Annotated in this window: 22 protein-coding genes; 10 read left to right on the top strand and 12 right to left on the bottom strand. The window is 72.5% G+C overall.

Annotated elements, in window-relative coordinates; translation table 11 throughout:
- Window positions 1-285 precede the first annotated feature (285 nt).
- Window positions 286-771, top strand: a complete 486-nt coding sequence (locus A3CQ_RS0106630) for a DUF6174 domain-containing protein (protein WP_245577086.1) — start codon at window positions 286-288, stop codon at window positions 769-771.
- A gap of 37 nt (window positions 772-808) precedes the next feature.
- Here A3CQ_RS0106630 and A3CQ_RS0106625 read toward each other — a convergent pair whose 3' ends face one another.
- Together A3CQ_RS0106625 and A3CQ_RS0106620 are read right to left on the bottom strand one after the other, a co-directional pair.
- Window positions 809-2,278, bottom strand: coding sequence for an aminopeptidase P family protein (locus tag A3CQ_RS0106625; protein ID WP_020510138.1), 1,470 nt, complete (start codon window positions 2,276-2,278; stop codon window positions 809-811).
- 76 nt (window positions 2,279-2,354) lie between these two features.
- Complete coding sequence (locus A3CQ_RS0106620) at window positions 2,355-2,864, bottom strand: superoxide dismutase family protein (protein WP_020510137.1); 510 nt, start codon at window positions 2,862-2,864, stop codon at window positions 2,355-2,357.
- Window positions 2,865-2,960: 96 nt separating this feature from the next.
- Between A3CQ_RS0106620 and A3CQ_RS0106615 the strand changes: the two genes are divergently transcribed.
- Window positions 2,961-3,887 carry a carbohydrate kinase family protein gene (locus A3CQ_RS0106615; RefSeq protein WP_020510136.1) on the top strand — a complete coding sequence of 309 codons (927 nt, stop codon included), beginning with the start codon at window positions 2,961-2,963 and terminating at the stop codon, window positions 3,885-3,887.
- Here the strand turns inward: A3CQ_RS0106615 and A3CQ_RS0106610 are convergent.
- Genes A3CQ_RS0106610 through A3CQ_RS58815 form a run of 4 tightly spaced genes read right to left on the bottom strand, consistent with a single transcriptional unit; the run spans window position 3,858 to window position 6,388 of the window.
- On the bottom strand, window positions 3,858-4,268 hold the full coding sequence (locus tag A3CQ_RS0106610) for a thioesterase family protein (protein WP_020510135.1): 411 nt from the start codon (window positions 4,266-4,268) through the stop codon (window positions 3,858-3,860). The genes A3CQ_RS0106615 and A3CQ_RS0106610 overlap by 30 nt on opposite strands.
- Before the next feature lie 9 nt (window positions 4,269-4,277).
- Window positions 4,278-5,663, bottom strand: coding sequence for a PH domain-containing protein (locus tag A3CQ_RS51730; RefSeq protein ID WP_020510134.1), 1,386 nt, complete (start codon window positions 5,661-5,663; stop codon window positions 4,278-4,280).
- Entirely contained in the window at window positions 5,660-6,172 is a 513-nt protein-coding gene (locus A3CQ_RS0106600; RefSeq protein WP_020510133.1) for a PH domain-containing protein, read from the bottom strand. Before A3CQ_RS0106600 ends, A3CQ_RS51730 begins: the two co-directional genes overlap by 4 nt.
- 9 nt (window positions 6,173-6,181) lie before the next feature.
- The gene (locus tag A3CQ_RS58815) at window positions 6,182-6,388 is read right to left on the bottom strand and encodes a hypothetical protein (protein ID WP_084698939.1); all 207 of its coding nucleotides are present in this window, start codon (window positions 6,386-6,388) and stop codon (window positions 6,182-6,184) included.
- Between the two features lie 272 nt (window positions 6,389-6,660).
- On the opposite strand from A3CQ_RS58815, the gene A3CQ_RS0106595 reads away from it, so the two are divergent.
- From A3CQ_RS0106595 to A3CQ_RS0106585, 3 genes are read left to right on the top strand one after another with little or no spacing between them, the layout of a single operon-like run.
- Entirely contained in the window at window positions 6,661-7,761 is a 1,101-nt protein-coding gene (locus A3CQ_RS0106595; RefSeq protein WP_020510132.1) for an AAA family ATPase, read from the top strand.
- Window positions 7,743-8,723 (top strand): DUF58 domain-containing protein, encoded by a 981-nt coding sequence (locus A3CQ_RS0106590; protein WP_020510131.1) that lies wholly within the window; start codon window positions 7,743-7,745, stop codon window positions 8,721-8,723. Before A3CQ_RS0106595 ends, A3CQ_RS0106590 begins: the two co-directional genes overlap by 19 nt.
- Complete coding sequence (locus tag A3CQ_RS0106585) at window positions 8,720-9,670, top strand: VWA domain-containing protein (protein ID WP_020510130.1); 951 nt, start codon at window positions 8,720-8,722, stop codon at window positions 9,668-9,670. Before A3CQ_RS0106590 ends, A3CQ_RS0106585 begins: the two co-directional genes overlap by 4 nt.
- A gap of 220 nt (window positions 9,671-9,890) precedes the next feature.
- On the opposite strand, the gene A3CQ_RS60560 is transcribed toward A3CQ_RS0106585, so the two are convergent.
- From A3CQ_RS60560 to A3CQ_RS0106560, 4 genes are all read right to left on the bottom strand, one after another.
- Complete coding sequence (locus A3CQ_RS60560) at window positions 9,891-10,046, bottom strand: hypothetical protein (protein ID WP_020510128.1); 156 nt, start codon at window positions 10,044-10,046, stop codon at window positions 9,891-9,893.
- A 263-nt stretch (window positions 10,047-10,309) separates the two neighbouring features.
- Window positions 10,310-11,215 (bottom strand): alpha/beta hydrolase, encoded by a 906-nt coding sequence (locus tag A3CQ_RS0106570; protein WP_020510127.1) that lies wholly within the window; start codon window positions 11,213-11,215, stop codon window positions 10,310-10,312.
- A 63-nt stretch (window positions 11,216-11,278) separates the two neighbouring features.
- On the bottom strand, window positions 11,279-11,923 hold the full coding sequence (locus A3CQ_RS0106565) for a response regulator (protein WP_020510126.1): 645 nt from the start codon (window positions 11,921-11,923) through the stop codon (window positions 11,279-11,281).
- Window positions 11,920-13,125, bottom strand: coding sequence for a sensor histidine kinase (locus A3CQ_RS0106560; RefSeq protein ID WP_245577020.1), 1,206 nt, complete (start codon window positions 13,123-13,125; stop codon window positions 11,920-11,922). The genes A3CQ_RS0106565 and A3CQ_RS0106560 overlap by 4 nt, the downstream gene beginning before the upstream one ends.
- An 89-nt stretch (window positions 13,126-13,214) precedes the next feature.
- Between A3CQ_RS0106560 and A3CQ_RS0106555 the strand changes: the two genes are divergently transcribed.
- The 5 genes from A3CQ_RS0106555 to A3CQ_RS0106535 all read left to right on the top strand — a co-directional run bounded on the left by A3CQ_RS0106555 (window position 13,215) and on the right by A3CQ_RS0106535 (window position 17,604).
- Entirely contained in the window at window positions 13,215-13,919 is a 705-nt protein-coding gene (locus tag A3CQ_RS0106555; protein ID WP_026205399.1) for a beta-ketoacyl-ACP reductase, read from the top strand.
- Window positions 13,920-13,949: 30 nt separating this feature from the next.
- Window positions 13,950-14,717 carry an enoyl-ACP reductase FabI gene (gene fabI / locus A3CQ_RS0106550; protein WP_020510123.1) on the top strand — a complete coding sequence of 256 codons (768 nt, stop codon included), beginning with the start codon at window positions 13,950-13,952 and terminating at the stop codon, window positions 14,715-14,717.
- Window positions 14,718-14,737: 20 nt separating this feature from the next.
- A complete protein-coding gene (locus A3CQ_RS0106545) occupies window positions 14,738-15,766 on the top strand; it encodes a ferrochelatase (protein ID WP_020510122.1) in 1,029 nt (342 codons plus the stop codon).
- Window positions 15,763-16,542: an HAD-IIA family hydrolase gene (locus A3CQ_RS0106540; RefSeq protein ID WP_020510121.1), complete on the top strand. Its 780-nt coding sequence runs from the start codon at window positions 15,763-15,765 to the stop codon at window positions 16,540-16,542. The genes A3CQ_RS0106545 and A3CQ_RS0106540 overlap by 4 nt, the downstream gene beginning before the upstream one ends.
- 216 nt (window positions 16,543-16,758) lie before the next feature.
- A complete protein-coding gene (locus tag A3CQ_RS0106535; protein WP_245577013.1) occupies window positions 16,759-17,604 on the top strand; it encodes a L,D-transpeptidase in 846 nt (281 codons plus the stop codon).
- Here A3CQ_RS0106535 and A3CQ_RS0106530 read toward each other — a convergent pair.
- Together A3CQ_RS0106530 and A3CQ_RS51725 are read right to left on the bottom strand one after the other, a co-directional pair.
- Window positions 17,588-18,682: an FxsB family cyclophane-forming radical SAM/SPASM peptide maturase gene (locus A3CQ_RS0106530; protein ID WP_020510119.1), complete on the bottom strand. Its 1,095-nt coding sequence runs from the start codon at window positions 18,680-18,682 to the stop codon at window positions 17,588-17,590. The genes A3CQ_RS0106535 and A3CQ_RS0106530 overlap by 17 nt on opposite strands.
- Window positions 18,679-22,626 (bottom strand): trypsin-like peptidase domain-containing protein, encoded by a 3,948-nt coding sequence (locus tag A3CQ_RS51725; RefSeq protein ID WP_051115145.1) that lies wholly within the window; start codon window positions 22,624-22,626, stop codon window positions 18,679-18,681. The genes A3CQ_RS0106530 and A3CQ_RS51725 overlap by 4 nt, the downstream gene beginning before the upstream one ends.
- Between the last annotated feature and the right edge of the window lie 14 nt (window positions 22,627-22,640).

The following is a 22,640-nucleotide window of genomic DNA, read 5'->3' as shown; positions in this document are numbered from 1 at the left end:
AAATACCTTCGCGTTCGGCGTTCGGCGTAGTGGAGGCAAGCGGTGCGGCTCGGTCCGGTTCTGGGTGGCGTCACCCGCTTCATGCCCGTCGCCCGTGCCCGCGTCGCGCCTGTCGCCCGCACCCGCGTCGAGCCCGTCGCCCGCACCCGCGTCGAGCCCGTCGGCCGTGCCCACGTCGCGCCTGTCGCCCGTGCCCGCGTCGCGCCTGTCGCCCGTGCCCGCGTCGCGCCCGTTGGCCGCCTCGCGTCAGTTGGCCGCCTCGCGCCAGTTGGACTTGTTGCGTTGGTGGCGTTCGTCGGCGGGTGCACGTCGCACTCGGACAGCCCGACCTGGAACGGCTCGGCCTCGTCGGCGCCCGCGACCGCGGCTCCGGTGACCGCCGAGTCGGCGCCGCCGTTCACCGAGCCGGCGTCGTACACGTACACGCTCACGCACGGCTGCAACGACGCGTCACCGCAGGGCAAGTACAAGGTGACCGTGCAGTCCGGCGCCGTCACCGGGGCACAGCGGATCGGTGGGGCGGCACCGTCGGCTTCGGCCTCCTCGGACGTCGACCTCGGGCCGATCGAGGGTCAGGAGGGCGAGGAGATCGACGTCCCGACTCTGGCCGAGCTGCGCGACATGGCCCAGACCGCGACCGACGACGGCGGCCAGGTGACCACCACCTACGACGGCAAGGACGGCCACCCGGTCAAGGTCGTCATCAACGTCACCGACGATTCCACCGGCGCCGAGTGCTGGACGGTCGCCGACTACGCCCCGGCCTCCTGACCGCAGCCGGCCGCGCTCTCGCTCCGGCCGATGAGGCTCACTCCGGCAGGCGGGGGCCGGCCTCACGCTGCGACGCCATCCAGGCCTCGACCTCGGCGGACGAGCGGGGCAGGCCGGCCGACAGGTTTCGGCAGCCGTCGGCGGTGACCAGCACGTCGTCCTCGATGCGTACGCCGACGCCGCGCAGTTCGGCGGGCACCAGGTCATCCTCGGGCTGGAAGTACAAGCCGGGCTCGACCGTGAGCACGTAGCCCTCGGCCAGCGCGCCGTCCCGATAGTTCTGGTTGCGGGCGTTCGAGCAGTCGTGCACGTCGATCCCGAGCATGTGCCCGAAGCCGTGCAGCGTCCAGCGCCGGTAGATCGTGCTGTCCTCGCTCATCGCCTCGTCGACGCTGACGGGGAGCAGGCCCAGGTCGTGCAGGCCCTCGGCCAGCACGCGCATGCAGGTCTTGTGCACGTCGCGGAACTTCACGCCGGGCTTGATCGCGTCCATCCCGGCCTGCTGCGAGGCGTGCACGATGTCGTACACCTGCCTCTGCAGCGGCGTGAACGTCCCGCTCACCGGCACGGTCCGGGTGACGTCGGCGGTGTAGAAGTTGTTGCCCTCCACGCCCATGTCCATGAGCAGCAGCTCGCCGGGCTTGGTCACGCCGGTGTTCCGCACCCAGTGCAGGATCGTCGCGTGTGCCCCGGCGCCCACGATCGAGCCGTAGCCGACGTCGTTGCCGTCGTGCCGGGCCCGCAGGCCGAAGACGCCCTCGAGCAGGCGTTCCTTGACCCCGCGGTCGGCCGGCAGCACGCGTGCGACGTCCTCGAAACCGCGCACGGTCGCGTCGATCGCGGCCTGCAGCTGGGCGATCTCCCACTCGTCCTTGACCAGTTTCAGCTCGGAGAGCACCCAGGCCAGCTCGCGGTCCCGCGGTTTCTGCTTGTCGGGCTCGAACGCGAGGATCGCCCGGTCCACGTTCGCGTCGAAGCCGCGCAGCACCCGGGTCCGCCCCGGCGCCGAGTCGGCGAGCACCTCGCCGAGTGAGCCCAGCGCGGCGGTCTGCAGCCCCAGCTCGGTCGATTTTTCCGCGAGCGTGTGCGTACGCCCGATCCACAGCTCGCCGTTGCGACTGCGGAAGAACGCGTCGGTCTCCTTCGAGTTGCGCTGCCGCGTGTACAGGATCGCGTCGTGCCCGGCGCCGGTGGGCCGCAGCACCAGCACGCTGTCGGGGTCCCGGTCGCCGGTCAGGTAGAAGAAGTCGCTGCCGGGGCGGAACGGGTACTCCGTGTCGTTGGCCCGGACCTTCTCGTTCCCGCTCGGGATGATCAGCGTCTCGCCGGGGAACGCCTCCGACAGCTGCGCGCGCCGCTTCTCGTAGTTCGGCGCCTCCGGCAGAGCCGCGACATCGAGCGGATCGTCCCGCCAGCCACCCCGCATGAACTGCAGAAACGCCTCCGGAAAGTCGGGGTCGTGCGACTCCGTCTTCGCCGCCGCCTGCTTCGCGCCCTGCTCGGCCATGGTGCCTCCGCTCGTCGATCCGCCCTCGACGTTACCGCCTGGCCCTACCGAACAGCAGACCGCCGTCCCATCGTGATCATGGTTGCGGCGGCAGCGTGAGACAGGCCACCCGAGCTCCCGCCTTTCCCGCTTCCCCGGGCCCGGTCTTGGTGTGATCCGCATGCAGCACCAGCGCCCGGGGCGGCGAGACCGGATCGAAATTCCACCCGTGGCTGGTGCTCGACGTCGCGGCTCCGGCGGCATCCGTCGTGAAGTCCAGCCAGACCTCGTTCTGCGGGTTGGCGTAGACCGGGTTCGCCGACGGCGCCGTGGGCGTGGCCGCCGGATCCTTGTGGTTCTGGTAGTGCCCGCCGGCCGCGGCCGGATCCGCCCCGCACGGATCGACGTGCAGGTGAGCCCCGTACATCCGGTTCGGAATGAGCCCGGCGACCGCGAGACGCACTTGGGTCCCGTACCCCGTCTCGATGATGGTGAGCGTGGCGGTCGCGCCGGGCGGAACCACCGCGGGGTCGTAGGACAGGAGCGTCCCCGAGGGCGGCGGAAGGATGGCCAGCGGCAAAGCCAGCGCCAGAGCGCGGATCATCATGGATAAATCATCCCAAAAGTGGATCTAAAGGGTGGCCACTGGCGTGAAACCTCCGGGGACGGAAGGCTGAGAATCCGTACGGCGGAAGGGGTCGGCATGGGTTACGCGGTGGTGCTCGGCGAGGCACTGGTCGATCTGCAGGAAGCCGACCTGGACGGCGAGCTGATCTACCGGCAGGCGATCGGCGGCGGTCCGCTCAACGTCGCCGTCGCGATCGCCCAGCTCGGCGGCGACGTGCAGTTCGGCGGCTCGCTCAGCAACGACATCCTGGGCGACCGGCTGGCCGCGTTCCTCCGCGACGCCGGCGTCGGCATGCGTGCCGTCCAGCGCGTCCCGGCGCCGACGACGCTGGCCGTGACGACGTTCGTGGGCGCCGAGCCGACCTTCACGTTCTACGGCGAGCCGCCCTCGTACTCGCTGCTCGAGAGCGCCGGCGACGTCTCCGGCGCCGACGTGCTCTACGCCGGCTCGATCGCGCTGCTGCGGGAGCCGTTCCGCGCGGCGGCCCGCGCCGCCTGGCAGACGCCCGGCCCGCTGCGCGTCTTCGACCCCAACGCCCGCCCGACGCTGCTGCCCGACGCGCGGTCCGTCGACGAGCTGCGCGAGCTGGTCGAGGAGTTCTTCGCGACCGCCGACCTGGTCAAGCTGAGCTCCGCCGACGCGGTCGTCCTCTACGACGGCGCCGACCCGGCCGCCGCCGCCGAGCACATCCGCAAGCTGGGCGCCCGGGCGGTGGTGGTGACCTGCGGCTCCAAGGGCGCCTACGTCGCCTGCCAGGACGGCGGCGAGATGCTCCCGGCGCCGAGCGTGGCCGCGATCGACGCGACCGGCGCCGGCGACTCGGTGATGGGCGCCCTGATCCGCCGGCTGCTCGCCGACGGCTTCCCGGAGGGCCTGGCCGGCTGGCACCGCTACGTGCGCTTCGCGCTGGCCGTGGCCGGCCTGGTCTGCGAGCGCCGGGGCGGCGCCACCGCGATGCCGACGAACGAGGAGCTAGTCGCCCGCTGGGGCGCCCTGGTCTAGGGCCTTCGCGATGAACCGCTGACGGTCGAGGATGATCCGCTCGACCCGGACCTCGGCGACCAGGTCCTCCCCGTCGCGCACGACGACCTCGAAGAGCAGCTTGCGGCCGTCCACTTTGGCGAGCGTGGCCAGCGCCGTGACGTGCCGTCCGACCGGGGTCGGCGCCTTGTGCTCCACCTCGGCCCGGACGCCGACGGTGGTCACGCCGCCGGGGATCTGCCGGGCCGTGCAGGCGACGGTGGCGGCCTCGGCGATCGCGAGGACCCGCGGCGTGCCCAGCACCGGCACGTCGCCCGAGCCGAGGGCCTGGGCCGTGTCGGCGTCGGTGACGGTCAACTCCACCCGGGCACTGAGACCGGGCGCGAACTCCGGAAGCTCCATGGAGAGAGCTTAAGGCTGGCTGAACGTCGCGCGGGCATGCCGAGCCCGCAGGGCGAGTTGCTCGGCGAGCGCCCATGCCTCGGCCAGGTCCCGGTCGCGAGCCTGCCCGGACCGTCCGCCCGCCGTGTCGGCGTAAACAGTGGCGAGCCCGAGCAGCCGCTGCAGGGGCCCCTGCACGACCCGCACGCTCTGCAGTCGCGCGTACGGCACGACGCTCATCTCCCGGGTGAGCAGCCCCCACCGCGAGACGAAAACCTCGGGCGTGAGGCCGGCCCCCAGGTAGCGCAGGGCGAACGGGTGCAGCCAGCGGGCGCGGGCCGGCGGCGGCGAGGTGGCCAGCGTCAGCAGGTCGACCCCGGGCAGCACGTCCCACACCAGTTGCCGGGCCGTCGTCACGTCGCCGACCGGCAGCAGCCGGTCGGACCGCTTGCTGTCCGAGCCCGGCTCGCCCGCGTATCCGGCGATGTCGAGCCGCAGGTGCAGCCACTTCTGCGCGCGCCACAGCAGCGGCCAGGTGATCCCCACCGACTGCACCCGGTGCAGCGGCACGACCTGGCTGCGCGTCTCCAGCAGGCCGAACCGCACGACCAGCCGCCCGCCCGGGTCGCGCGCGAGCCGGAAGTCCCAGTCCTGCAGGATCCGCCGGGCTGGCTGGAGCAGCACGCCCGCCATGGCGGTCACGGTGCTCGCGATCCCGATGAAGCTCCACTGCGCCTCGATCACGAACTGCATGACCACGAACGCCACGCCGACCGGCAGCAGGAAGGCCTGCGGCGTGAGCAGCTGGCTGATCACCAGGTCCCGGTTCGAGACGCGGAGCAGTGGCTGTTCCAGGCTGGGTGCCGCGACTTGCGGTCCGGCGTCGGGTCGCAATTCCACCGAGGGCGTACGCCCGGCCAGCGCGAGCAGGCGTTCCCGCAGGGCGGCCGCGTCCCGGACCGTGAGGTAGGCCAGCGGGGCCTCGGTCTTGCTCCCGCCGACCACCTCGAGGCGCAGCTCGGCCAGCCCGGTGAGCTGGGCGAGCAGGGGCCGGCGCAGCTCGACGGCCTGGAGCCGCTCGAGCGGGATGGCCCGGTTGCGCCGCCAGAGGAGCCCGTCGGAGATGCGCAGTTCCCGCCCGACCACGTGGTAGCCGGTGGTGAGCCAGTTGATCAGGGAGAAGACCACCACGCCGAGCGCGAGGACGGCCACGACCAGCGCGAACCGCTCCAGCCCCACCTGCGAGAGGGTCTGCCAGGAGAGCGCGGCCACCACCACGGCGATGCTCTTGGCGCCGTGCAGCACCGGGCTCAGCGGGTGCAGCCGGCGCCGGGGCTCCTCGACCGCGCCGTTGGCGGGCGGTCCCGGCGCTTCGGGCGAGCCCGGCGCTTCGGGGGAGGCAGGCAAGCCGGTCACAGGCCCTCGGCCCGGTCCTCGCCGAGGGCGGTGAGCCGGTCGCGCAGCCGGGAAGCCTCCCCGGGCGGCAGCCCCGGCACCTTGGCGTCGCTGGCCGCCGCGGCCGTGTGCAGCTGCACCGTGGCCAGGCCGAACGCGCGTTCGAGCGGCCCGGCCGTGACGTCGACGAACTGCATCCGCGCGTACGGCACGATCGACAGTCGCCGGATCAGCAGGCCGTGCTTGACCAGCAGGTCCTGGTCGCGCTCGGCGTACCCCCAGGCCCGGACGGCGCGGACGGTGACGAACGACCGCCAGATCGCGTACGCGACGACGACGGCCATGCCCGCGGGCCACAGCCAGTAGGGCCAGAGCGCCCAGCCGACGGCCAGCGCCGCGAGCAGCACCACGACCCAGACGACCCGGGTGATCAGCTCCACTGTGATCAGCTTCGGCGACACGGGCCGCCAGGCGACGGTGTCGGGCCAGGGCGTGAGGGCGTCGACGGCGTGCTCGGGCGGCGAAGTCACACCGGAAGCCTAAGAGATCGCACCGAAGGGCGTCACTTCCCGCAGGAAACCACGCACCTCCAGAAAGCTGCCCAGCGATTCCCGGTGCTCGTCGCAGGCTAGCCACGTCTTGCGATAGTCGGGCGTGTGCAGTTTCGGATTGTTCCACCGCAGGGCCCACACGGCGGCCGCGCGACAGCCCTTGGCCGAACACTGGGGTGGAAGCTCCTCGATCACCCGGCAACTTTAGTGCGGGTGAGAGATTGAACGCCGGGCGACCACGGGGGAAGTCGCCCGGCGACGGGGACGATGTTACACGGTTCCGGCGGAACCGCATCCTCCCGCCGTCGGTGCCCGTTCCGGCGTATCGCGCAGAAAGATCGACACAAGCGGACCATGGTGGCGCCCGCCGTCAGCGCGTTATGCGGGGACACCGAGCGCGCTTTCAGGTGCGTCGTGTAAGTCTTGTTCGTCATAGCCGCTCTTTGCCGACCCGCTGTGGAGGACCGGTGGCCCAGCCGCTCACGCCCGAGAACGAGCCGACGTCAGGCGCCCCGGTGCCTCCCGCCCAGGACGCGACGCAGCTCGAGCGGGCCATGTTCGAGGTCAAGCGCGTCATCGTGGGCCAGGACAGGATGGTCGAGCGGATGTTCGTGGCGCTGCTCGCCCGCGGCCACTGCCTGCTCGAGGGCGTTCCCGGCGTCGCCAAGACGCTCGCGGTCGAGACCCTCGCCAAGGTCGTGGGCGGCACGTTCTCCCGCGTCCAGTTCACGCCCGACCTCGTCCCGGCCGACATCGTCGGCACCCGCATCTACCGGCAGACGTCGGAGAAGTTCGACGTCGAGCTCGGCCCGGTCTTCGTGAACTTCCTGCTCGCCGACGAGATCAACCGCGCGCCGGCGAAGGTGCAGTCCGCGCTGCTCGAGGTCATGGCCGAGCACCAGGTGTCGATCGGCGGCCAGACCCACGAGGTGCCCGACCCGTTCCTGGTCATGGCCACGCAGAACCCGATCGAGCAGGAGGGCGTCTACCCCCTGCCCGAGGCGCAGCGCGACCGCTTCCTCATGAAGATCCTCGTCGGGTACCCGACCGACGCCGAGGAGCGCGAGATCGTCTACCGGATGGGCGTGAGCGCCCCCGAGCCCAAGCAGGTCTTCACCCCGGAAGACCTGCTCGGCCTGCAGCGTCGCGCCGACCAGGTGTTCGTGCACAACGCCCTGGTCGACTACACGGTCCGGCTGGTGCTGGCCACCCGCGCCCCGGCGCAGCACGGCATGCCCGACGTGGCCCAGCTGATCCAGTACGGCGCCAGCCCGCGCGCCTCGCTCGGCATCGTCCGTGCCACCCGCGCCCTGGCCCTGCTCCGCGGCCGCGACTACGCCCTCCCGCAGGACCTGCAGGACATCGCGCCCGACATCCTGCGCCACCGGCTCGTGCTCAGCTACGACGCCCTGGCCGACGACATCCCGGCCGACCAGATCGTCGCCCGGATCATGCAGAGCGTTCCGATGCCGTCGGTGGCGTCCCGGCAGGGCACCTCGCCAAACGGTGGCCAGCCGGTGGCCGCGGGCGCTCCCCAGGCAGGTGGCGCATGGCCGGGCCAGCGCTAGAGCCGTCGCCCATCGAGGGTGCCGCCCGGGCGGAGGCGGTGCTCGGGCGGCTGCAGCTGCTGGTCACCCGCAAACTCGACGGCCTGCTCCAGGGCGACTACGTCGGCCTGCTGCCGGGCCCGGGCAGTGAGGCCGGCGAGTCCCGGGAGTACCGCCCCGGCGACGACGTGCGGCGGATGGACTGGCCGGTCACGGCCCGCACCACGCTGCCGCACGTGCGCCGGACGGTCGCCGACCGCGAGCTCGAGACGTGGATGGCGATCGACCTGTCGGCCAGCCTCGACTTCGGCACCGCGCACTGGCTCAAGCGCGATCTCGTGATCGCCGCCGCCACCGCGATGGCCCACCTCACCGTGCGCGGCGGCAACCGCATCGGTGCGGTTGTGGGCACCGGCCCGGGCGTACCGGAAAAGGGCCGGCGGCGAAACGCCCAGCCGGACACCCCACCGGTGCACCGGCTGCCGGCCCGCCCGGGCCGCAAGGAGGCACAGGGCCTGCTCCGGGCGATCGCCCGCACCCAGGTCCGGCCGGGCCGCGCCGATCTCGGCGAGCTGATCGACATGCTGAACCGCCCGCCTCGCCGCCGCGGCGTCGCCGTGGTCATCTCCGACTTCCTGGCGCCGGTCGAGGGCTGGGAACGCCCGTTGCGCAAGCTCGGCGTGCGGCACGACGTGCTCGCCATCGAGGTCGTCGACCCGCGCGAGCTGGAACTTCCCGACGTGGGCGTGCTCGCCCTCGCCGACCCCGAGACCGGTGAGCTGCACGAGGTGCAGACCTCCGACGCCAAGCTGCGACAGCGCTACGCCGAGGCGGCGGCCGAGCAGCGCGGCACCATCGCCCGCACCCTGCGCGCGGCCGGCGCCGCCCACCTCCGCCTCCGCACCGACACCGACTGGCTGCTGGACATGGTCCGATTCGTGGCCGCCCAGCGACACGCACGTACCCGGGGGACCACGCGATGATCCGCTTCCTTCAGCCGGCGTGGCTGCTCTCGCTGCTCCCCGTGCTCGCCCTGGCCGGCGTGTACGTGTGGCGGCAGTTCCGCAAGCGCACGTACGCGATGCGCTTCACGAACGTCAACCTGCTGCGCACGATCGCCCCGAAGGGCCTGGGCTGGCGCCGGCACGTGTCGGCGACCGCGTTCCTGCTCGCCCTGTTCATCCTGGGCGCCGCGATGGCCAGGCCCTCGGTCGACAAGAAAGAGCCGCTCGAGCGGGCGACCGTGATGCTGGCGATCGACGTGTCGCTGTCGATGGAGGCCGACGACGTGCAGCCGACCCGCATCGAGGCGGCGCAGGAAGCGGCCAAGGCCTTCGTCAACGAGCTGCCGCCGACGTACAACCTGGGTCTGGTGTCTTTCGCGAAATCGGCGAACGTGCTCGTCTCGCCGACCAAGGACCGGTCCGCGGTGATCTCCGGGATCGACGGGCTGACCCTGGCCGAGGCGACCGCCACCGGCGAGGCCGTGTTCACCTCGCTGGACGCGATCCGCACGGTGCCGGCCGACGGCGCGGACGGCGCCCCACCGGCCCGGATTGTGCTGCTCTCCGACGGCTACCGCACGTCGGGCCGCTCGATCGAGGACGCGGCGAGCGCTGCCTCGCAGGCGAACGTCCCGGTCTCCACGATCGCGTTCGGCACCGACACCGGCGTGGTAGACATCCGAGGCAACCTGCAGCGGGTGCCGGTCGACCGGTTGTCGCTGCAACAGCTCGCCGAGAACACGAAGGGCTACTTCTACGAGGCGGCCTCGGTCAGCGAGCTCAAGAAGGTCTACGAGGACATGGGCAGCTCGATCGGCCACCGCGTCGAGCCGCGCGAGGTGACCCAGTGGTACGCCGGTGCCGCCCTGCTGTTCGGGCTGGTCGCGGCCGCCATGAGTCTGGTGTGGACCTCCCGCCTGCCCTGACCACGCAACGAATCGCGGCCACCGGCCCGGTGACCGGCATCGGCACCCCCACCAGCACCTTCGTCACCGCATTCCCTGGGCTGGGCTGAGGCCGCGAAAACGCGGATGCCCGGCGGGACGAGGTCCCGCCGGGCATCGATCAAGTCGATTTACCGTGCGCGGCAGCGGCGGCCGTGCGCCGGGCGCGCGGTCGAGGGTCAGGGGCGTATCGCGGCGTCGGTCACGGGTTGCTGTGCACGAGCACGAACAGGATGACGACCCAGGCCGCGGCAATGGTGAAGCTCAATGGTGCGACGAAGTTCTTCACGGCAGACTCCGCTCGGGTGAACTGGCGATGGAACGCGCTCAGATCACGTCGCGGCCGGCGCTTCCGCATCCCTTTGTCGCGGCGCTCACGACTCGAGCCGGCCTCGCCACTGCGGCGGCGGACCGGGGGATGCGGGGCGGATGACGTCAGCGGACAGGCTGACGAGGGGCCCGGCCACGACTAGGAGGATCGCTATCTCGCACAGCGATCACCTCCCTGGGTCAATGTCGGCGTGATCGCCGGCGGCCGGGTGCCTCACGGCCCGAAATCCGTTGGCCGACAAGGCATCGGCGGTTTTCGGGCCGTCGGAAACTGTACCCCTTAAGCTCAACTTAATAAACGCGGGTCGGCACCTCGTGGCGAGGACCACCCGAGAGGACGATGTCGGTGACCGCGCGGAGGGTGGCGCTGCCCTCGACCAGGTAGTAGTCATGCCCGTCGACGCCGCCGGTCGGCAGCGCCGTGGCGCCGAATCCGGGGGACGACGGCCGGCGGCCCAGCCCGAGCCCCAGCACCCGCAGCTGCGGCAGCCGGCGGATCCAGTCGTGCGGCGCGAGCGCCGACCAGACGTGCGCCCCGCCCAGGTCGGCGGCGTGCGCGACGCCCATGCCCGGCGAGCCGAGCGCGATCACGTCGTGCACCTCGGGCAGCTCGGGGGCGGCGAGCCCGACCACGAGCGAGCCGTAGCTGTGCCCGACCAGCGTGACCGAGGCCTCCGGCCGCTGGTGCAGCACGTCCCGCACGAAGGCGACCAGCTTCGCCGCGCCGGACCGCGCCCGGCCCTCGGTGGCCGCGGCCAGCCCCAGGCCGTCGGGCGGGTCGTACCCGAGCCAGGAGATCACCGCGACGTCGGTGTCCCGCTTGCTGAGCTGCTGGTAGAGCGTGCGCCCCTGCACGCCCGGTGCGCGCCGGGCCACCCCGCCCAGCCCCCGGTCGAAGTCGACGAGCGTGCTGGCGACGCCCGGCACCAGAACGACGATCCGCGACGCCTGGTTGAGGTCGCCGAAGACCTCGGCGGTACGCCCGTCCCCGGCCGGGTCGAAGAACAGGAAATGCCGTCCCTCGGCGGCCCACGTCGCGTACGGGCAGCCGGTGGCGAGCATGCGCACCGCGGTCTCGCGGTAGGCCTCGGTGAACGCGGGCAGGTGCGTCTCCGCGGGCGCGGCGGCAACGACCACCGGCGTGACCGGGATCGGCAGCAGCAGGGCCAGGGAGAGGAAGCTCGGCAGGATTCGCATGAGCCGCACGGTCCGGCCCCGAAACCCCCGCGATCGTCACCCCGCAGAGCCCACTTCGGACCCCTACCCAGGTATGACCAAGCCGGTCTCGTAGGCGAAGACGACGGCCTGGGCCCGGTCGCGGAGGTTGAATTTCGTGAGGATGCGGCCGACGTGACTCTTGACCGTCTGCTCGGCCACCACCAGCTCGGCGGCGATCTCCTGATTGGACAGGCCGCGGGCGATCAGCCGCAGCACGTCGGTCTCGCGCGGGGTCAGGGCGTTCAGCGCGGCCGGGCGGGGACGGTCGCCGTGCGCGCGGGAGGCGAACTCGGCGATCAGGCGCCGGGTCACCGAGGGCGCCAGCAGCGCCTCGCCGGCCGCGACCACCCGGACCGCGTTGATCAGGTCGGCGGCGGGGGCGTCCTTGAGCAGGAAGCCGCTGGCGCCGGCGCGCAATGCCTCGTAGACGTAGTCGTCGAGGTCGAAGGTGGTGAGGATGAGGATCTTCGGGCCGTCGGCCAGCCGCCGGGTCGCCTCCAGGCCGTCCATCACCGGCATCCGGATGTCCATGAGTACGACGTCGGGGCCGAGCGCGCGCGACTTGGCCACCGCGGTCTCGCCGTCCGGCGCGTCGCCCACCACCAGCATGTCGGGCTGGGCGGCGAGCAGCGCGCCGAAACCCTCGCGGACCATCGCCTGGTCGTCCGCGATCAGGACCTTGATCATTCGTCAACCTTCCCGAACGGCAGCGTGGCGCGCACCACGAAATCGAGCTGGTCCGGCTCGGCGGTCAGCTCCCCGCCGAGCAGGGCGGCCCGCTCGCGCATCCCGATCAGACCATGCCCGCCGCCCGGGGTGGCCGGCCCGGTGCGCCGGTTGCGCACGACCAGCTCGAGCCGGTCATCGAGGCCGCGAGCATCGATGGACACCGGGCCGCCGGGCGCGTGCCGGGCCGCGTTGGCCAGGGCTTCCTGCATGATCCGGTACGCCGCGAGCCCGACCGTCCCGGGCACGGCGGCAAGGCCGTCGGCGGTCAGCGTCACGTCGACGCCGGCTTCCCGTGCGGTCGACACCAGATCGTCGAGGTCGGCCAGCCCCGGCTGCGGCACGGTGGGCGACTCGCCGTCCTCGGCCCGCAGTGCCCCGAGCAGCCGGCGCATGTCGGTCAGCGCCGACCGGGCCGCCTTGGCGATCTCGGCCAGCTCCTCCTGGGCCGCGTCGGGCAGGCCGGTGACGCGGTAGGGGGCGGTCTCGGCGCGTACGGCGATCATGGACATGTGGTGGGCCACCACGTCGTGCATCTCGCGGGCGATCCGGGCGCGTTCCTCGAGCACCGCGCGCTTGCCCCGCTCCTGCTCGGTGAGCACCTCCTGCTCGGCGACCAGCTCGAGGGTGCGGCGGCGGCGATAGACGATGTTGCCGAGCGCGGCGATCGCGACCAGCAGCACCGCGGCGCCGCCCGTGTTCGCGCTCTTGGTGTAGAGGAAGACCGGGACCAGGCTGAACGTGGTCGCCCAGACGGTGACGGCCGAGCTCTGGGTGACCGCCAGCCGGGCGAGGACCAGGAGGAAGCCGACGATCTGTACCGGGTTCCACGGCCAGGGCTCGACGCGACCCTGATTGATCACCCCGAGGAACATCATCAGGAACGCGATCCGCCAGGCCAGGACCGGCCAGCGGACGCACACGGCGACCGGCAGCACCGAGCCGGCCGCGAGGAGCCCCATGACGATGCCCGGCAGGACCCGGTTGTCCTGGTAGTACTCGTTGGCGGTAAAACCCAGACCGATCAGGGCCAGCAGGCCGAGCGGTGCCAGGTACGTCCAGAAACGGCGCCTCGGCGCGGGCCGGGCATCCTCCATGCGCCAGAACAGGCGGCGCAACGGCCCCGTGGCGTTGCGCCTCGTCGCCGGGCCGATAGTCTCCACCCGGGCAGGTTACGGCGGTGTTGCCGTGCCGTCGTGACCCCACGGTGCCAACCGGCACCCCCTACCTGGGTATGAGGAGCGTTTTCGTCGTGGCTCGCACGGTGTTGGTGACCGGAGGAAACCGGGGGATCGGCCTGGCCATTGCCCAGGCGTTCGCGAAGCAGGGCGACCGGGTCGCGGTGACGCACCGGGGCAGCGGCGCGCCCGAGGGACTGTTCGGCGTCCAGTGCGACATCACCGACTCCGCGCAGGTCGACGCCGCGTTCACCGAGATCGAGAAGGAGCTCGGGCCGGTCGAGGTGCTGGTGGCCAACGCCGGCATCACCGACGACACGCTGCTGCTGCGGATGAGCGACGAGCAGTTCGAGCGGGTCGTCGACACCAACCTCAAGGGCTCGTTCCGCGTCGCGAAGCGGGCCAGCTCGAAGATGCTGCGCGCCAAGTGGGGTCGCATGATCTTCATCTCGTCCGTGGTCGGCCTGTACGGCGGACCCGGTCAGGTGAACTACGCCGCGAGCAAGGCCGGCCTGGTCGGCATGGCCCGCAGCATTACTCGTGAGCTGGGTAGCCGCAACATCACGGCGAACGTGGTGGCGCCCGGATTCATCGACACGGAGATGACCTCGGTCTTGTCCGACGACCGCCGGGCGGAGATCATCAAGGCCGTCCCCGCCGGTCGGCTGGCCGGCGCGGACGAGGTGGCGGCCGCGGTGACGTTCCTGGCCTCCGACGCCGCCGCGTACATCAACGGTGCCGTGATCCCGGTCGACGGCGGCCTCGGTATGGGGCACTGAGGATTTCTCGGGATATAGGAGCGTATTTCCGTGTCTGGTTTGCTGGCCGGTAAACGGCTGTTAGTCACCGGCGTCATCACCGACGCCTCGATCGCGTTCTCGGTGGCCAAGGTCGCCCAGGAGAGCGGCGCCACTGTCGTGCTGACCGGCTTCGGCCGGATGTCCCTGGTCGAGCGGATCGCCAAGCGCCTGCCCACGCCGGCGCCCGTGATCGAGCTCGACGTCACCTCCGACGAGCACCTCGCCTCGCTGCCCGACCGCGTGCGCGAGCACGTCGACGGGCTCGACGGCATCGTGCACTCGATCGCGTTCGGACCGCAGAGCGTGCTCGGCGGCGAGTTCCTCACCGCCGGGTGGGAGGACGTCTCCAAGGCGCTGCAGGTCTCGACGTACTCGTACAAGTCGCTCGCGACCGCCTGCCTGCCGCTCATGACGAAGGGCGGCAGCATCGTCGGCCTCACCTTCGACGCCACCCTGGCCTGGCCGGTCTACGACTGGATGGGCGTGGCCAAGGCCGGTCTCGAGTCCGCCTCCCGCTACCTGGCGCTGCACCTCGGCCCCAGGGGCATCCGCAGCAACCTGGTCTCGGCCGGACCGCTGCGCACGATGGCGGCCCGGTCGATCCCCGGCTTCGAGCAGTTCGAGAAGGCGTGGGTCGAGCGCTCCCCGCTCGGCTGGGACCTCGACGACGCCGAGCCGGCCGCCCGTGCCGTCTGCGCCCTGCTCTCCGACTGGTTCCCGGCCACCTCCGGTGAGGTGATCCACGTCGACGGGGGCTTCCACGCGATCGGCACCTGAGCTGGTGCAAGGATGTCCGGGTGGTTTACGACGCCTTCGTCCTGCTGTCCTTCGGCGGCCCCGAGAAGCCTGACGACGTGATGCCGTTCCTGCGCAACGTGGTGCGCGGGCGCGGCGTCCCCGAGGAGCGCCTGGCCGAGGTGGCCGAGCACTACCTGCACTTCGGTGGCGTCTCCCCGATCAACCAGCAGTGCCGCGATCTGCTGGCCGCGGTCGGCGCCGACTTCGCGGCCCACGGCGTCGACCTACCGACCTACTGGGGCAACCGGAACTGGTATCCGATGCTCGAGGACACCGTGGCGCGGATGCGGGACGACGGTGTCACCCACGCGCTCGGCTTCGCCACCAGCGCGTACGGCGGCTACTCGTCGTGCCGGCAGTACTGGGAGGACATCGCGCGCGCCCGGGCCAGGGTCGGCCCCGGCGCGCCGATGATCTCCAAGCTCCGCCAGTTCCACGATCACCCGGGCTTCGTCGAGCCGCACGTCTCGGCCGTACGGCAAGCTCTGGAAAAGATCGAACCCAGCCGGCGGCGAACCACTCGCCTGGTCTTCACCGCGCATTCGATCCCGGTGTCGATGGCCGACACGGCGGGCCCCGACGGAGGCCGGTACACGGCGCAGCTCAGCGAGACCGCCGGCCTGGTCGGCGCGAGGGCCGCCGACTACCTGCCGTGGGACCTGGTCTGGCAGTCCCGCTCCGGCCCGCCGCAGGTGCCGTGGCTCGAGCCCGACATCAACGACCACCTCGCGATCCTCGCCAAGGAGGGCGTCACCGACGTCGTGGTCAGCCCGATCGGTTTCGTCTCCGATCACCTGGAGGTCATCTGGGACCTCGACAATGAGGCCGCCGACACGGCGAAACGGCTCGGCCTGGGCTACTTCCGCGCGGCCACCCCCGGCACCGACCCGCGCTTCGTCACCATGGTCCGCGAGTTGGTCCAGGAGCGCACCGCCGGGCAGCCGCGAAAGCGACTCGGTACGCTCCCGATCTGGGACGACTGCCCGGGCGGCTGCTGCCCCGCACCCCAGCGACGAGGAGCACAATGACTGAGCGTAAGGCGATCGAGAGCTGGCTCACCGACATGGACGGGGTTCTCGTCCACGAGGGCGAGCCGGTCCCCGGCGCGCCCGAGTTCGTCAACCGGATGAAGGCGTCCGGCAAGCCCTTCCTCATCCTCACCAACAACTCCATCTACACCCCGCGCGACCTGCAGGCCCGGCTCAACCGGATGGGCTTCGACGTGCCGGAGGAGTCGATCTGGACGGCGGCGCTGGCCACCGCCCAGTTCCTCGCCGACCAGCGGCCGGGCGGCACCGCGTACGTGATCGGCGAAGCGGGTCTGACGACGGCGATGCACGCGGCGGGCTATGTGCTGACCGAGTTCGACCCGGACTACGTGGTCCTGGGCGAGACCCGCAACTACAGCTTCGAGCAGATCACCAAGGCGACTCGGCTGATCGACAGCGGCGCCCGCTTCATCTGCACCAACCCCGACGCGACCGGCCCGTCCAACGAGGGCGCGCTGCCCGCGGCCGGCTCGGTGGCCGCGATGATCTCCAAGGCGACCGGCGTCGACCCGTACTTCGTCGGCAAGCCCAACCCGATGATGATGCGCTCCGCGCTGAACACCATCGAGGCCCACAGCGAGAGCACCGCGATGATCGGCGACCGGATGGACACCGACATCCTCTGCGGGCTCGAGGCCGGCCTCGAGACCATCCTGGTGCTGACCGGCATCAGCACCCGCGAGGAGGCGGAGCGCTACCCGTTCCGCCCGTCCCGCATCGTCGACTCGGTCGCCGAGCTGATCGGCGAGATCTGACCGTCGAGCGTCCGAGCCGGTGGTCGGGTGGACCACCGGCCGGGACGGTCAGAAGTGGTAGGGCGTGCAGCCGGGGGTGTAGTAGCCGGTCACCACGTCGGCGTGGACAGGGCACCGGCCGTGACGGCGGCGATCACGCGGACCGTTCGTGATGGTGACATGGCCCCTCTCGGGAAAATCCCACGCGACGGACGGGGTGGCACCTAGGGTGTCCGAGTGAGCCTGGCCCGCACCCGACGGACAAAGCCGGTGTGCGCGGTGGTCTTGTCCTTCTGCGTGATCGCCGGCCTGAGCAGGATGACCACCCCCGAGCCGGTGCGAGCGCACGTCGTCGTCCAGCCGGAACCGCGGGTGGAACCGGCGCCGGTGCGCACGATGAGAGCCGTGGCCGCGCCGAAGGACCTGCCGGTCATCACCTATCGGCATGTGCCGCGCGGCTTCCCGGCCGACCCCGGGCCGGCCGACGCGGCGCCGCTCACCGAGGGATTGCACGCGCCGCGGCGGCTGCCGCTCTACGACGCGCCCGGGGGCAAACCGCGGGCGTTCCTGCCCGCGCACATCCGGGGCGTCGAGATCACCGTGCCGATCGTCGAGCGCCGCCCGGGCTGGGTCGCCGTGCTGCTGCCGTCGGTCAACCGGCGGGTGGGCTGGCTGCCGGACTCCGGATGGCATGCGCGGGCACTGCGCGACCAACTCGTCCTGCATCGGGCACGGCACGAGCTCACCTGGCTGCGTGACGGCGTACGCCAGGAAAGCTGGACGGTCGCGACCGGGAGTGACCGGACGCCGACGCCGCTCGGCCGGACCTTCGTGCTGGGGCGCACCGGCACGCACGGCAGCGTTTACGCCGGGCTGGACGCCCTGGTGCTGGGGGCGGTGCCGGACGATCGGGACGCGGTCGCACCCGGCCTGCGGGACGCGCACACCGGCATCCACAGTTGGTACAGCTCGTCCGCGTTCGGCCGCAGCATCTCCAACGGCTGCATCCGGGTGCCGAAGGACGGTCAGCGCGCGCTGCTCGACAACATCGGCCCGGGGACGCCGGTCATCGTGCTCGACTGAGGCGGGACACGTCGGCCCGTACCGCCGCGGCGATGTGGGTGATCAGGCGGAGCAGGTCGGCGCAGTAGACCGACGGTGCCCGGAAGCCGCGGGCCGGATCGTAGCGGTGCACGTAGTTCCCGCCGCCGCAGACGTCGCGCACCGGGCAGCGCAGGCATTCGTCGGCGAGCGCGGAGACACCGATCTGCCGGGCCACGATCCCCGGCTCGCGCAGCGCCGCGTCGAGAGAGGCGATCGGCAGCGCCGCCGCGCCCGGATAGGCCGTCTTCAGGGCGTCCACCTGCTCGATCGAGCCGTCGGTCTCGAAGACCGCCACCCGCACCGGGGCGAGCCCGACCGTCTCCGAGGCGACGCTGCCACCGAGCACGAGCGTCACGATGTCGTCGAACAGCCGCACCCGCGTCTCACGGGTGGGCGCCCGGTACCAGCGCTCGAAGACCGCCACGAGCCAGTCCCCGTACGCGCCCGGATGCGGCGGCGGTGCGGCCCAGTTCGCGTGCGGCAGCAGGAAGTCCACGGCCGGCGGACGGTGCTCGAGGAGCGCCTCATAGGTTTCGACCGGGTCGTTCGACGCGTCCACGACACACAGAAACCCCGCGAAAACGTCACGCTCGGCGGCAAGCAGGGCCACTCCATCCCGTACGCGGGAAAAGCTCGAGCCTCCGTCGGGGCGTACACGATGCTTGTCGTTGGCGGCGGAACCACCATCCAAGCTGACGGCGACCCGGATGCCCTGCCGTGCGCACGCCGCGGCGAACCCGGCGGTGATCAGAGTCCCGTTGGTCTGCAGGCGAAGCGTCACCGGGCCGATGATGTCGCGCGCGAGCGCGGCGAACCGCTCGATCGTCGCGGCCCCCGCCAGCAGCGGCTCCCCGCCGTGGAACACGAGGCTGACCGGCCCGTCGGCGTGCGCGGCGATCGCGGCGCACACCCGCGCGAACGTCTCGTCGGTCATCACCCGCGGCTGGTCGCGCCACGACTGGTCGGCCGCCTCGTAGACGTAGCAGTAGTCGCAGGCCAGGTTGCAGCGGCTGGCGACCTTGACCACGAACTCGTTGAACGGGATCGCCGGGATCATGGCGTGACGGACTCGAGGACCAGCAAGCCCGCGGTGATGCCGACGGCCAGACCGCCGCCGGCCGCCGCGCAGGAGCTCACCGGGAAATGGATGGGGATCGTGGTGGTGACGCGCGCGGTCCGGGTGTCCCACAAGCGGACCGTGCCGTCGTTGCCGGCCGACGCGAGCAGGCCGTCGATCACGCACAGCGCGCGCACGGGACCGGTGTGGCCGTCGAGGGTGGCCTCCTGCAGGCCGGTCTCCGGGTTCCACAGCCGGACCGTCGTGTCGTCGCCGGCCGAGGCGAGCAGGCCGTTGATCGCGCACACGCTGGTGACCGGGCCGGCGTGACCGGGCAGCACCCGCGGGCGGCGGCCGGGCGCCAGGTCCCAGAGGCGGATCGTCCGGTCCTCGCCGCCGGAGGCGAGCATCACCCGGCCGGCCACGTTGATCGCGCAGACGGAGTTGACGCCGCCGTTGTGCCCCTTGAGGACGCTCTGCTGATGGCCGGTGGCCGGGTCCCACAGCCGGACCGTGCGGTCGTCGCCGGCCGACGCGAGCAGCACCCGGCCGTTGGTGAGCACCGGCGCCACGGCCCGCACCACGTCGGTGTGGCCGCGCAGCGCGATCAGCTGGCGACCGGTGGCCGGGTCCCACAGCCGGATCGTGCCGTCGTCGCCGGCCGAGGCGAGCCGGGTCTGCCCGCGCACCGGGACCGTGCAGAGCGCGTTGACCCCGCCGGTGTGGTGACCGCGCAGGTCGAGCCGGCCGCGGCCGTCCGCCGCGTCGCGGATCCGCACGATGCCGTCGTCGCCGGCCGCCGCGAGCACGTCCGCACCGGCCGCGCAGACTGCCCGTACGTGGTCGCCGTGGCCCTCCGCGTCCGCGTGCCGGTGGCCGGTCGCCGGGTCCCACAGCCGGACCGTGCGGTCGCCGCCGGCCGAGGCGAGCATCCCGTCGACGGCGCAGACGCTGCTCACCCAGTCGGCGTGGCCCTCGAGGATCGCCTCCTGCCGGCCGGTGTGCGGGTCCCACAGCCGTACGGTGGTGTCGTTGGAGGCCGTCGCGAGCAGGCCCTGGATGGTGCAGACCGCGTTCACCGGCCCGGTGTGCCCGCGCAGCACGGCGTGGTCGCGGCCGCTCAGCGGCTCCCACAGGCGCACCGTGCCGTCGATCGTGGAGGCGGCGAGCAGCGACCGGCCGTCGACGGTGACCGAGCGCAGCGTCGTCATCCAGGCCGCGTCCTCCTCGAGGATCGTCTCCTGGGCGCCGGTCTCCGGGTCCCACAGCCGCACGGTCAGGTCCTTGCTGGCGGTCACCAGCAGGTCGCGGCCGCGCAGCCGCACCGTGCACAGCGCCTTGACCCAGTCGGTGTGCCCGGTCAGCACGGCGACCTCGTGGCCGGTGCCCGGGTCCCACAGCCGCACCACGTTGCCGCCGGCCGAGGCGAGCAGGCCCTTGACCGCGCAGACCGTGGTGACCGGGCCGGTGTGTGCCCGCAGCAACTTCTGCTGACGGCCGGTCGCCGGGTTCCACAGCCGTACGGTGCCGTCGTTGCCGCCCGAGGCGAGCATCCCGCGGACCGCGCAGACGCTGTTCACCGGCCCGGTGTGCCCGGTCAGCACGGCCTGCTCGTGGCCGGTGGCCGGGTCCCACAGCCGGATCGTCGCGTCGTCGCCTGCCGAGGCGAGCAGGCCCTTGACCGCGCACACCGCGTTCACCCAGTCGGTGTGGCCCTCGAGGGCGGCGTGCTCGATGCGCGGCGCGGTGTGCGCCCAGCGCGCCCGATACGGCATCTCCGGGTGGGTGATCGTCGGTGGCAAGAGCTGCAGCGCCTGTACGACGTTGAGCAGCGCCGCCCGCTCCGGGGCCGGCGCGGCGACCGCCTGCGGGGTGAGCCGCAGCAGGTGGGCGCGCTCGCGTTCGCGGGTGGCGTCGGCCGCGGCCGGGATCAGGCGCAGCAGGTCGGCGTGCAGCAGGTAGTCGTCGTCGGCGAGCAGGTCGTCGATCAGCCCCGCCCGGCCGGCGTGCCCGGCCAGCGAGCGCCGGAGGTAGGGCGGGGCCGACTCCCAGCCGTGCTCGTGGGCGAGCGCCAGGAACGCGCCGGTCAGGGCCCGCTCGTCGGCGCGGGCGCCGCCCTGGCCGCGCGGGCGCAGCAGGGCGTCGTTGAGCGCCTGGTGGAACAGGCGGAACACCGACTCGTGCCCCTCCTGCGAGGTCTCCACCAGGAAGTTCGCGGCGGCCGAGCGGGCGAACCGGTCGAGCGTCGGCTCAGTGACCCGGCCGCCGAGCGCCTCGGCGGCGACCCGCCAGAGCGCGGTGGTCCAGCCCGGCGCCTCCGCGTAGGCGAGCGCGGTCAGCACCTCGCGGGCCGGCATGCCGCCGACCGGGGAGAGCCGAGTGAGGAAGGCGTCGAGCGCGGCGTCGACCGAGGGGGTCAGGGTCACGCTCGACGGGCCGGCGGCGACGGCGTCGTACATCCCCCGGCGGCGGGCCTCCAGCCCGGCCACCAGGAAGTTTCCCTCCGCAAGCTCGGCGATCCGGCGCGCCACCGGGTCGGCAATCAACTCATTCTCGTACGGGTTACCCGGGCGCTCGTCACCCACCAGGCGCAGCGTGGCCGACGCGTACGCGCGCAGGTCATCGAGCGCCGACCAGCGCGTCTCGTCGAGGTCGATCACCTCGGCGGCGCCGCTCAGCCCCGGCAGCAGGGGCCCACGCGAGTCGTTGCGGCGGGTGCCGAGCACCACCTGCGCGCCGAGCGACGCGCAGGTCTGCACGAGCGGCAGCACCACCTTGCTGATGATCAGGCGGGCCTCGTCGGCGGTGTCGGCCTCGTCGAGCGCGTCGATGACGACGTTGAACCGGGTGTTTTGCGCGGTGAGTCGTTGTTTGATGGCGGCGGCGAGTTCCTCGGGCTCGCGCGGCAGCGGGATCGAGGCCGCGGTCGCGATCTCCTTGGCCACCTCGAGCGCGGTCTTGCCCTTGGCGTGCACGGCGCAGGCGACCGAGCCGAGCGAGGCGCGCACCGCCACGTCGTCGGCCGGGAGCCGGGCCCGCAGCTTCGCGTCCGCGGTCGTCACGACCCGGCCCAGCACCGCCGACTTGCCGACGCCCGGCGACCCGGTCACCACGAGCACCCGCCGGTCGGGCTCGGCGCGGTCGAGCCACTCCACGATCTGCCGCAGGGCCGCGGTGCGCCCGCGGAAGCGGTATCCGCGCTCGGCCTCGGTGGTGACGCCCCGCCCGCGCGGCACCCAGTGCCGGCCCGCCTCGCGGTCGGCGGCCAGTTCCCAGCCCCAGGAGGCCATCGCGACCGGTCCCGCGTCGGCGGCCCGCCAGTCGACCAGCACGCGCAGCTTCTCGCCCGGGAGGAAGACGTCGGCCTGCGCGATCGTCAGCGCCTGCGCGTCGCCGCGCCGGTCACCGCTCAGGCGCGCGCGCCCCACGATGCCGACCACGCCGTAGTCGGGCACCCAGAGGCCGCCGCCGCTGAAACCGGGCTCGACCGGGTACGGCGAGTCGGTGTCCAGGCGCACCCAGCCGTGCGCGAGCCGGGCGCCCACCACGCCCTGCGCCTCGTTGCCGTGCGGCAGGCTGCTGTGCGGGAACCCGAACGCCCACCAGCGCAGGCCGAGCAGCGCCTCCGGCTCGGGCGCCCGCAGCCGCGCCGGCTCGACCGCCGCCGGAAGGTCCTCCGCGAAGTGCAGCACGGCCACGTCGGCGATGCCCGGCTCATCCGGGTCGTACTCGACCCGCTCGACCAGTTGCCGCACCTTCCACAGCGAGGTGACCCGCGGAAACGACACCCAGACCGAGTCCCGCCCGGCCACCACGTGCGCGCAGGTCAGGGCCCGCCGCGGCGAGATCGCCACCGCCGTGCCGAACGGCTCGAAGCCGCGATCGCCGTCCCGCTCCCGGCCGTGCACGGCCAGCGTCCACGGATCCGATACCGGTCCCGTCACTGGCCTCCCTCCCC

Origin of the sequence: Paractinoplanes globisporus DSM 43857, assembly GCF_000379645.1 — a bacterium.
In the GTDB taxonomy this organism is placed as follows: domain Bacteria; phylum Actinomycetota; class Actinomycetes; order Mycobacteriales; family Micromonosporaceae; genus Actinoplanes; species Actinoplanes globisporus.
Note: the sequence above shows the minus strand (reverse complement) of the source record. Positions and strands in the feature narration are given on the sequence as shown.